General features: G+C 60.3%; 7 protein-coding genes. 2 read left to right on the top strand and 5 right to left on the bottom strand.

From position 1 onward, the window contains the following. The 5 genes from HMPREF9538_RS32900 to phoB form a co-directional block, all read right to left on the bottom strand. On the bottom strand, positions 1-494 hold a 494-nt coding region (locus HMPREF9538_RS32900; protein ID WP_009485324.1), incomplete at its 3' end, for an alpha amylase N-terminal ig-like domain-containing protein. 151 nt (positions 495-645) lie between these two features. Continuing rightward, on the bottom strand, positions 646-2,019 hold the full coding sequence (proY, locus tag HMPREF9538_RS11885; RefSeq protein WP_009485323.1) for a proline-specific permease ProY: 1,374 nt from the start codon (positions 2,017-2,019) through the stop codon (positions 646-648). 86 nt (positions 2,020-2,105) lie between these two features. Then, positions 2,106-3,425 carry a branched-chain amino acid transporter carrier protein BrnQ gene (gene brnQ / locus HMPREF9538_RS11890; RefSeq protein ID WP_004144627.1) on the bottom strand — a complete coding sequence of 440 codons (1,320 nt, stop codon included), beginning with the start codon at positions 3,423-3,425 and terminating at the stop codon, positions 2,106-2,108. A gap of 413 nt (positions 3,426-3,838) precedes the next feature. Continuing rightward, a complete protein-coding gene (gene phoR, locus HMPREF9538_RS11895) occupies positions 3,839-5,134 on the bottom strand; it encodes a phosphate regulon sensor histidine kinase PhoR (protein ID WP_002890344.1) in 1,296 nt (431 codons plus the stop codon). 21 nt (positions 5,135-5,155) lie between these two features. Continuing rightward, positions 5,156-5,845: a phosphate response regulator transcription factor PhoB gene (phoB, locus tag HMPREF9538_RS11900; RefSeq protein ID WP_002890343.1), complete on the bottom strand. Its 690-nt coding sequence runs from the start codon at positions 5,843-5,845 to the stop codon at positions 5,156-5,158. 182 nt (positions 5,846-6,027) lie between these two features. Between phoB and sbcD the strand changes: the two genes are divergently transcribed. Both sbcD and sbcC read left to right on the top strand, forming a co-directional pair. Continuing rightward, complete coding sequence (sbcD, locus tag HMPREF9538_RS11905) at positions 6,028-7,233, top strand: exonuclease subunit SbcD (protein WP_009485322.1); 1,206 nt, start codon at positions 6,028-6,030, stop codon at positions 7,231-7,233. After that, complete coding sequence (gene sbcC / locus HMPREF9538_RS11910) at positions 7,230-10,367, top strand: exonuclease subunit SbcC (protein ID WP_009485321.1); 3,138 nt, start codon at positions 7,230-7,232, stop codon at positions 10,365-10,367. Before sbcD ends, sbcC begins: the two co-directional genes overlap by 4 nt. Positions 10,368-10,415: the final 48 nt, after the last annotated feature.

Below are 10,415 nucleotides of genomic sequence, written 5' to 3'. Positions count from 1 at the left end.
GGGGGTTCGTCCCACGCCTTGCGCACAATCTCCCGTCCCGCCGCGTGATGGTAATAGACCGCATCCTGGTCGGCGTCACGCGCGGCGCTGCGGGCAAAGCGATCGGGGAAAATTTGATAGAACACCTGATCGGCCACCCACTGCGGGCCGGCGTCCGGCAGGTCAATGGCGAACTGCTCCAGTCGGGCCGGCGGGAATCGGGTGAAGCCTTGTGGCGTAAACCAGCGCTGATGGTCGGCCCACAGCAGCTTAAAGCTGTAGCGGCGGCGCGGCTGGCCGCTGGCGAGAGAGATTTCGCCGCGCCATGCCACCACGCCTGGCTGCGGCGCCTGGCGGAGCCGCTGCATCGGCAGCGACAGCTCTTCGTTATCCTCTTCCGCGCGCAGCGTGATCCGCTGCGGCAGCGACTCACCGCTTAACCACAGAGTAATAAACAGTCGGTCCTGTTGCACCTTGATAAAGGGTGTAACCGGAAGGTGCCATGCCTTCAACATCGTGAATCCTCATTGTGCAGAATGGGCACACCTTGCCATAGCCGCCGGGCGCAGAACTCATCATCTCAGAACTTTTTGGGGGAGGATAACGGGGGAGGACGCGGGACCGCAAGCCGCCCCGGTCGCGCGATGCTGACCGGGGCGATGTCGATTACTGAGCCTGCGCCAGGCGGCGCTCACGGCGGGTCTTAAAGACCCAGCCGAGCAGCAACAGCGCAATCCACGCCATACCGACGTACAGCGAGATGCGGGTGTCCGGATGATAGCCGATAAGGGCGATAATAAAGGCCAGGAACAGCAGGCCGATCACCGTGGTCAACACCCCGCCAGGGACTTTGAATTTCAGCGCCTTAACCTCTTCGGGCGACAGACGGCGGCGGAAGGCTATCTGTGACAGCAGGATCATAATCCACACCCACACCGTGGCGAAGGTGGCCAGGGAGGCGATCACCAGGAAAACGTTCTCCGGCATGATGTAATTTAGGTATACCGCAAACAGCAGCGCAATGGTCATCACCATCACCGTCACCCACGGAATACCGCGACGCGACGTTTTAGCGAACACCTTCGGCGCGCTGCCCTGCTCAGCCATGCCGTGCAGCATACGGCCCACGCCGAACACGTCGGAGTTAATCGCCGACAGCGAAGCCGTCAGGACCACGAAGTTAAGAATACTGGCCGCGAAGGTAATGCCCAGATGCTGGAAGGTCAGGACGAAGGGGCTGCCGTCGGTTCCCACCTGATTCCACGGGTAGATGGACATAATGACGAACAGCGTGCCGACGTAGAACACCAGAATGCGCATCGGCACCGAGTTGATGGCGCGCGGAATGGATTTCTCCGGGTCCTTCGCCTCACCGGCGGTAATGCCGATGATTTCGATGCCGCCGTAAGCGAACATCACCATCTGCAACGACATAACCATTCCCAGCCAGCCGTTGCTGAAGAAGCCGCCGTTGCTCCACAGGTTATGAATCCCCGTCGGCTGGCCGCCGTTGCCGATCCCCCAGATAATGATGCCGAACCCGGCGAGGATCATGATGATAATGGTGGCCACTTTGAAGAACGAGAACCAGAACTCCAGCTCGCCAAACACCTTGACGCTCATCAGGTTGACGGCGCAGATGATCAGCACCACGCTGAGCACCCAGATCCAGTGCGGCACCGTCGGGAACCAGACGCCCATGTAGATGCCGAAGGCGGTAACGTCGGCGATGGCGACGATCAGGATTTCAAAGCAGTAGGTCCAGCCGGTGATATAGCCCGCCAGTCCGCCGAGGTTTTCCTGGGCATAGCGGGAGAATGAGCTGGCGGCAGGGTTATGCACCGACATCTCACCGAGCGCCCGCATAATGATATATGCCGCGACGCCGCCGATAATGTAGGCCAACAGTACGCTGGGTCCGGCCATTTTAATGGCGTCGGCCGAGCCGTAAAAAAGCCCGGTGCCGATGGCGGAACCCAGAGCCATAAAGCGAATGTGCCGGGTGCTTAGCCCGCGCTTAAGCTTGTTACTACTTTCCATCGTGGTTTTTCAATGCCGTTTAACACAAAAAATAAAAAACCACGGAACCCGAAGTCCCGTGGTTAAACGCTTGTCCTCACCGCCGGTTAATGCGCGCTGGAAGTCACCTGACGTCCGGCTGCGCGATCCCAGATCACCGCGAGAATGGTCATCACGGCGGTGGGCATCAGCCAGGCCAGGCCCTGCTCCGCCAGAGGCAGACGCGCGGTCCAGTCCGGCAGAATCGCGGCAAATGCCGATGACTTAATCCCGTCAATGATACCAAACATCAGGCTGATAAACATGGCCGGCGCGATAACGCGGGACGAATTATGCCACCAACTGCGGGTAAAGCTTAATACAACCAGTGCGATACACGGCGGATAGATAGCGGTCAGCACCGGAATCGATACCTGGATCAGATGGCTAAGGCCCAAATTGGAGACCGCCATGGAGAACAGGCCGAGAACAAAGACCAGCGTGCGATAGGAGAACGGCAGATACTGGGCAAAGAACTCAGCGCAGGCGCAGGTCAGGCCCACCGCCGTCACCAGGCAAGCGATGAAGATCAGCGCCGCCAGCAGGAAACTGCCCGCCCCGCCGAAGGTGTGCTGCACGTAGGCATGGAGGATCGCCGCGCCGTTGGCGGACTGATCCACGAGAGTAGCGCTGTCAGAGCCCAGACGGAACAGCGCCAGATACAGCAGGGTCAGGCCGACGCCCGCCATCAGGCCAGCCCAGACGGTATAACGGGTCAACAGACGCGCTTCGCTGACGCCGCGTGAGCGAGCGGCATTAACAATCACGATGCCGAACACCATCGCGCCGAGGGTATCCATGGTCAGGTAGCCGTTGACGAAGCCATTGGAGAATGGCGCCGTACGATACGCTTCCAGCGCGTCGCTGATCGGGCCCGCTGGCCAGATGATGGCGGCGACCGCCAGCACAATCAGGGCGATAATTTTCAGCGGCGCAAGGAAATTGCCCACGGTGTCCAGCAGTTTGCCCGGATAGAGGGAGACCAGAATCACCAGCGCGAAGTAAATAACGCTGTAGATCAGCAGCGGCAGCGGGCCGTCGCCGGTCAGCGGGGCAATACCGACTTCAAAGGAGACGGTCGCGGTACGCGGCGTCGCGAACAGCGGTCCTACCGCGAGATAGCACACCACCGCCAGCAGGATACCGGCCACTTTACCAATCGGGGTGCTCAGGCTTTCAACGCCGCCGCCGACTTTCGCCAGCGCCACCACCGTCAGCACCGGCAGACCCACCGCAGTGATCAGGAAGCCGATCGCCGCCGTCCAGACGTGCTCGCCCGCCTGTAAGCCAACCATCGGAGGGAAAATAATGTTGCCTGCGCCAACGAACAACGCGAAGGTCATAAAGCCCAACGCTATGATGTCGCGAGATTTTAACTGATGGGTCATAAATTCATTACTGCCTGTGGATGTGGTGTTGTAAAAAAATGGAAAAATACCGCGCTCCCCTCTCAGGGACGATACAGCGGCCATTGCCGGTAAACTCAGCGAGATATGCTCCCGAAGCGGCGTGGGAAAGAATTGTTTTTGGTATTACCACGCAAAAGCAGTCTGTCATCGACTGCGCAGGCGCAATTTAAACGCTTATAACGTTTTAAAGCAAGGCACGATCGCAAAAGCAGATGATTATGCTGGTTATGTCTTTAACACCAGAATCATTTACCATATTGATAGAAAACCCGTGGCTTATCATGCGAACAAAAAAGCAGCGCACGCTCATTAAATAGGCGAGAAAAAACGACTGCCAATGAAAATGACCAGCTGAAGCTGGTCATTGGCAAGATAAACTGACAGCGCGTCGATCAGGCGTCATTTTTGGCAATTAATCGTTCCGGGAGCAGGAAGCTAAAGCGGGTTCCCTTGCCCACCGTGCTGTCGATTTCCAGCCGGCTGTCATGATGGTTAACCGCGTGTTTGACGATCGCCAGTCCCAGGCCACTGCCCCCCGTTTGCCGGGAACGGGCTTTATCCACCCGATAAAAACGCTCGGTCAGACGGGGAATATGCTCCGGCGCAATGCCTGGCCCGTTATCCTCGACGCTGAACAGCGCTCCCTGCGGGGTTCGCTGCCAGCTGACGCGAATTTCGGTCCCCGGCGGGGTGTGGTTCACCGCGTTATAGACCAGGTTGGAGATGGCGCTGCGCAGCTGCTCCTCATTACCCAGCACCTTGAGCTGCTCATCGACGGTGAAGATCAGCGTCTGTTTCTCCTGGCTGAGAGTTTGCGCCTCGCGCTCCACCACCCGCAGCATCATCGGCACGTCGATGCGATCATTCATCGCCAGCGCCGGCGCGGCTTCAATACGCGACAGCGTCAGCAGCTGCTTCACCAGGCCTTCCATACGTTGAGTTTGCTCCCGCATGGTGTGCAGGGCTTTTTCTCGGGTCGCCCCCTCCAGCACCTGCTCCTGCATCATCTCCAGATAGCCCTGCAGCACCGTCAGTGGGGTGCGCAACTCATGGCTGACGTTGGCGAAAAAGTTCCGCCGCGCCCCTTCCAGCTGATGCATCTGCGTCACGTCGCGCGCCACCATCAGCCACTGCTTGTCGCTGTAGGGCATCACGCGAATTTCCAGATGACGGGCGTTATTCAGCACCAGATTGAGCGGCTTTGAAAAATCGCGCTGTTTCAGATAGTTGGCGAACTCAGGATAGCGCAGAAGGTTAAGAATGTTTTGGCCACTGTCGTCCGGCCAGCGCAGGTTTAGAATCTGCTGCGCCAGGCCATTACACCAGAAAATAGCCCCCTCTTCCGTGGTCAGGACGACCGCATCCGGCAGCGATTCCGCCCCGCTGCGAAAGCGTTTAATCAGGCTTCCCAGCTCGCGCCGACGCTTTTTATTACGCATCTGCATCTGATGCAGACCATACAGCAGCGGCTCCCAGCTGCCGCGTCCAGGCGGAGGAGTCATGCTCCGATCCACCCACAACCACCACGACAGGCGCATCAAATTCCAGAAATGCCAGATCAGCAAACCGGTCACTGCCGCCAGTAAAAACCACGGCAGATGACCCACAAACGCCCCCAGAATCAGGGCCGGAATACACGCTAAAAAGAGCTCCAGCGCCAGCCTTTTCCATGACAGCCGTTCCAGCACGGGTCACACTCCTGTCAAAATTCAGAAACGGGCGGAGAAACGATACCCCGTGCCGCGAACCGTTTGCACCATGCGATCATGGCCACTGTGTTCCAGCGCTTTGCGCAGGCGGCGAATATGGACGTCCACCGTGCGGTCTTCCACATAGACGTTGGTTCCCCAGACGTGGTTCAGCAGCTGCTCGCGGCTGTACACTCGCTCAGGATGGGTCATAAAGAAGTGCAATAATTTAAATTCCGTCGGCCCCATGTCCAGCGGACTGTCGCCGGTCATCACCCGATGCGACGAAGGGTCGAGGCTCAGACCCTGCATTTCGATCACCTCTTCCACCGCCATCGGCGAAATACGGCGCATCACCGCTTTGATTCGCGCCACCAGCTCTTTCGGTGAGAAAGGCTTGGTAATGTAGTCGTCCGCGCCGGTCTCCAGGCCGCGAACACGATCCTCTTCTTCTCCACGCGCGGTCAGCATCACAACCGGGATATCCCGCGTCATCGCCTCGCGCTTGAGCAACTTAATAAACTGCAGCCCCGAACCACCCGGCAGCATCCAGTCCAGGAGAATCAAATCAGGCCAGGGTTCATTGAGTTGATTCACCGCGCTGTCATAATCTTCCGCCTCGACAGGCTGAAAGCCATTTTGCTCCAGAACAAAGCAGACCATTTCGCGGATTGGAGCTTCATCTTCAACGACCAGAATTCTTCTCGCCATTATTTACCCTGTGTTTTTTAGCCATCAGTATAGAAGTGCGGCGTCATTATGCGTCACTTTTGTGACAGATTTATGAAAAAAATGACCGTCTGATGATCGGGTATTTTGAAGCACGACGCGGACTTACCCCTCACTAACAAGTGGTATACTGCCGCCCATGCTTTTTTCGCTAGGGAAGATTTATGCGCCTCCTTCACACCTCCGACTGGCACCTGGGCCAGAATTTTTACAGCAAAAGCCGCGCGGCCGAACACGACGCTTTTCTTACCTGGCTACTGGACCGCGCGCAGGAGCATGAAGTCGACGCCATTATCGTGGCTGGCGATATTTTTGATACCGGCTCGCCGCCGAGCTACGCCCGCGAACTGTATAACCGTTTCGTCGTCCAGTTGCAGCAGACCGGCTGTCGCCTGGTGGTGCTGGCGGGCAACCACGACTCGGTGGCGATGCTCAATGAATCCCGCGATATCCTCGCCTTCTTACACACCACCGTGGTGGCGAACGCCGGCTACGCGCCGATTGAGCTGCCGCTGCGCGACGGCACGCCGGGCGCCATCTTCTGTCCGGTGCCGTTTTTACGCCCGCGCGAGCTGGTGACCAGCCAGGCCGGTCACTCCGGTCGGGAAAAACAGCAGCAGCTGCTGCACGCCATCAGCGACTATTATCAGGAGCAGTATCAGCAGGCCTGCGCGCTGCGCGGCGATCGGCCGCTGCCCATCATTGCCAGCGGCCATCTGACCACCGTCGGCGCCAGCAAAAGCGATGCCGTCCGCGACATTTACATCGGCACACTGGATGCCTTTCCGGCGCAACACTTCCCCCCTGCCGACTACATTGCGCTGGGCCATATTCACCGGGCGCAGATGGTCGGCGGCTGCGAGCATATCCGCTACAGCGGCTCGCCGCTGCCGCTGAGCTTCGATGAAACCGGCAAAGCGAAATCGGTGCATCTGGTGAGCTTTAGCGAGGGGCGACTTAGCGCCGTGGAAACCCTGGAGGTGCCCGTGACCCAGCCGCTGGCAGTGATCAAAGGCGATCTGGCCGCCATCACCGCCCAGCTGGAGCAGTGGCGCGGCGTCGAGCAGGACCCGCCGGTGTGGCTGGATATCGAAATCACCACCGAGGACTATCTGCACGATATTCAGCGTCATATTCAGGCGCTGACGGAGGATCTGCCGGTGGAAGTGCTGCTGGTGCGCCGCAGCCGCGAGCAGCGCGAGAAAATACTGCTCAACGCCCAGCGGGAGACGCTCAGTGAACTGAAGGTGGAGGAGGTATTCGAGCGCCGGCTGGCGCTGACCGAAATTGACGATATGAAGCGCGCCCGGCTGCATGAGCTGTTCGCCCATACGGTGCATACGCTCACCGCGGAGGACGAAAACGCATGAAAATCCTCAGTCTGCGTCTGAAAAACCTCAACTCCCTGAAAGGGGAATGGAAGATAGACTTTACCGCCGAGCCGTTCGCCAGCAATGGCCTGTTCGCCATTACCGGCGCCACCGGGGCCGGGAAAACCACGCTGCTCGATGCCATTTGCCTGGCGCTCTATCATGAAACGCCGCGCCTGAATAAAGTCTCCCAGTCGCAAAACGACCTGATGACCCGCGATACCGCCGAGTGTCTGGCGGAAGTCGAGTTTGAAGTAAAAGGCATCGCCTACCGCGCTTTCTGGAGCCAGAACCGGGCCCGTAACCAGCCGGATGGCAATCTGCAGGCGCCCCGCGTCGAGCTGGCGCGCTGCGCTGACGGCAAAATCCTCGCCGATAAAGTCTCGGACAAGCTGGAGCAAACCGCGACGCTTACCGGCCTCGACTATGGCCGCTTCACCCGCTCGATGCTGCTTTCCCAGGGGCAATTTGCCGCCTTCCTGAACGCGAAGCCGAGCGATCGCGCGGAGCTGCTGGAGGAGCTGACCGGCACGGAAATCTACGGCCAGATTTCAGCCATGGTCTACGAACAGCACAAAGCCGCTCGCCATGCGCTGGAGAAGTTCGAAGCCCAGGCGGCGGGCATCGTCCTGTTGACGGAGGCCCAGCAGCAGGCGCTGCAGGAAAGTTTGCAGGTACTTACTGACGAAGAAAAAGCCCTGCTGGCCCAGCAGCAGAGCCAGCAGCAGCAGCTCCAGTGGCTGACCCGCCGCGACGAGCTGGCGCAGCAGCAGCAGCAGGCCGCCACCCGGCAGCAGCAGGCCCGCCAGGCGCTGGCGGACGCCGCCCCGGCGCTGGCGAAGCTTGAGCTGGCCCAGCCCGCCGCCCAACTGCGTCCCCTGTGGGAGCGCCAGCAGGAGCAGACGGCAGGCCTGGCGCAAACCCGGCAGCGGATCAGTGAAGTAAATGCTCGCTTACTTGCCAGCACGGCGCTGCGCGCGCGCATCCGCCAGGGCGCCTTGCGCGCTCAGCAGCAGCGTCAGGCTGAACTGGCCGATCTGGCGCAGTGGCTGGCCGCCCATGAGCGTTTCCGCTTATGGGGTCAGGAGATCGCCGGCTGGCGAGCGCAATTCTCGCAACTGACGCGGGATAAACAACAGCTAACGGCTCAGAGCCCCCGCCTGGACGCGCTACGCCAGAAGCTGGCCACGCTGCCAGCCAGCCCTATCACCCTGAGCGCGGATGACGTTGCCGCAGCGATAGAACAGCAAACCCAATCGCGGCCGCTGCGCCAGCGCCTGCTCTCCCTGCATGAACAGCATCAGCTGCTGCGCAAGCGTCTGCGCCAGAACGCCGAGAGCGTCCAGCAGGCGCAAGCGGAGCAGGTAAAACTTAACGCTACCCTGACGCTGCGCCGGGAACAATATAAAGACAAAAACCAGCACTATCTCGACCTGAAGGCGCTCTGCCAACGGGAAGAAACGATTAAAGACCTGGAAAGCTACCGCGACCGGCTCGAGGCGGGTAAGCCCTGTCCGCTGTGCGGCGCCTGTGAACACCCGGCGATTGAACAATACGCCTCGTTGACGCTCACGGATAATCAGCGCCGCCGCGATGCGCTGGAAAAGGAGGTCGCCGCGCTGAAAGAAGAAGGCCTGCTGATCCTCGGGCAGGTCAAGGCCCTGACGCAACAGCTTCAGCGTGACACCGAAGCGGCCGGGCGGCTCGCAGAGGAAGAGCAAGCGCTTACTAAAGCGTGGCAGGAGACCTGCGCCTCTCTGCACATCACGCGGGATATTGCGCAAGAGATAAACGACTGGATGCAGGAGCAGGAGCGCTACGAGCAGCAGCTCTATCAGCTCAGCCAGCGCCTGATGTTGCAGAGTCAGCTTAACGATCAGCAGGCGCTGGAGCGCCAGGCCGAGCAGCAGCTGGCGGCCACGCGCCAGGGACTGGAGAGCGCCCTGCAGGCCCTGGCCCTGAGCCTGCCGGCAGAAGGGACAGAAGCCGCCTGGCTGCACGCTCGCGAAAGCGAATTTGCCCAGTGGCAGGCGCAACAGACCCAACATGATGCCATTCAGCAGCAAATCGCTGCTCTGCGGCCACTGCTGGAGACGCTGCCGACCAGCGACGAGACAGAGGTTGAAGCTGAGTCGGCCATCCCGGACAACTGGCGCGAAATCCACGAGGAATGCCTGTCGCTGCACAGCCAGCTTGTCGCCCAGCAGCAGCAGGAAACCCAGGAAAAGGCGCGTCTGGACCAGTCGCAGGCGCAATTCACCTCCGCCCTGGCCGCCAGCCGCTTTAGCGATCGGGAGGCGTTCCTCGCCGCGCTGCTGGATGACGAGACCGCCCAGCGGCTGACGCAGTTAAAACAGACGCTGGAGCAGCAGCTTCAGCAGGCGGCCGCGCTCTGCGAGCAGGCGACCCGGCAACATGAGGCGCACCTGGCGCTGCGTCCGCAAGGGGTGGACGCTGACGTCCCCACCCTGCAAACCCAGCTGCACGCCCTGGCCCAGCGGCTGCGGGATAACACTACCCGCCAGGGTGAGATCCGCCAGCAGCTCAGGCAGGACGCAGAGAGCCGTCAACAGCAGCAGGCGCTGGGGCAGCAGATTGCAGAGGCGGCGCAGCTGGCGGACGACTGGGGCTATCTCAATTCGCTGATCGGCTCCAGCACCGGCGACCGGTTCCGCAAATTCGCCCAGGGGCTGACGCTGGATAATCTGGTCTGGCTGGCAAACCAGCAGCTCAACCGCCTGCATGGCCGCTATCTGCTACAGCGCAAGGCCAGCGAGGCGCTGGAGCTGGAGGTTGTCGATACCTGGCAGGCCGACGCCGTGCGCGACACCCGCACCCTCTCCGGCGGCGAAAGTTTCCTCGTCAGCCTGGCGCTGGCCCTGGCGCTGTCAGACCTGGTGAGCCATAAGACGCGGATTGACTCCCTGTTTCTTGATGAAGGCTTCGGCACCCTCGACAGCGAAACGCTGGACACGGCCTTGGACGCCCTGGATGCCCTTAACGCCAGCGGTAAGATTATCGGGGTGATCAGCCACGTGGAGGCGATGAAAGACCGCATTCCGGTGCAGATCAAAGTGAAGAAGATTAACGGCCTGGGCTATAGCCGGCTGGACAAAGCGTTTGCGGTGGAGTGAGGTCTGAATTATGGCGATGTCCCCCCCCCCCCCCCCCCCCCCCCCCCC

The sequence above is a fragment of the Klebsiella sp. MS 92-3 genome, from assembly GCF_000195655.1.
GTDB classification, from domain to species: Bacteria; Pseudomonadota; Gammaproteobacteria; order Enterobacterales; family Enterobacteriaceae; genus Klebsiella; species Klebsiella pneumoniae.
Note: the sequence above shows the minus strand (reverse complement) of the source record. Positions and strands in the feature narration are given on the sequence as shown.

What these genes read in the sequence shown, in the direction of transcription:
- proY (WP_009485323.1), bottom strand. Translation starts at nt 2,019, where the DNA reads ATGGAAAGTAGTAACAAGCTTAAGCGCGGGCTAAGCACCCGGCACATT.
- brnQ (WP_004144627.1), bottom strand. Translation starts at nt 3,425, where the DNA reads ATGACCCATCAGTTAAAATCTCGCGACATCATAGCGTTGGGCTTTATG.
- phoB (WP_002890343.1), bottom strand. Translation starts at nt 5,845, where the DNA reads ATGGCGAGAAGAATTCTGGTCGTTGAAGATGAAGCTCCAATCCGCGAA.
- sbcD (WP_009485322.1), top strand. Translation starts at nt 6,028, where the DNA reads ATGCGCCTCCTTCACACCTCCGACTGGCACCTGGGCCAGAATTTTTAC.
- sbcC (WP_009485321.1), top strand. Translation starts at nt 7,230, where the DNA reads ATGAAAATCCTCAGTCTGCGTCTGAAAAACCTCAACTCCCTGAAAGGG.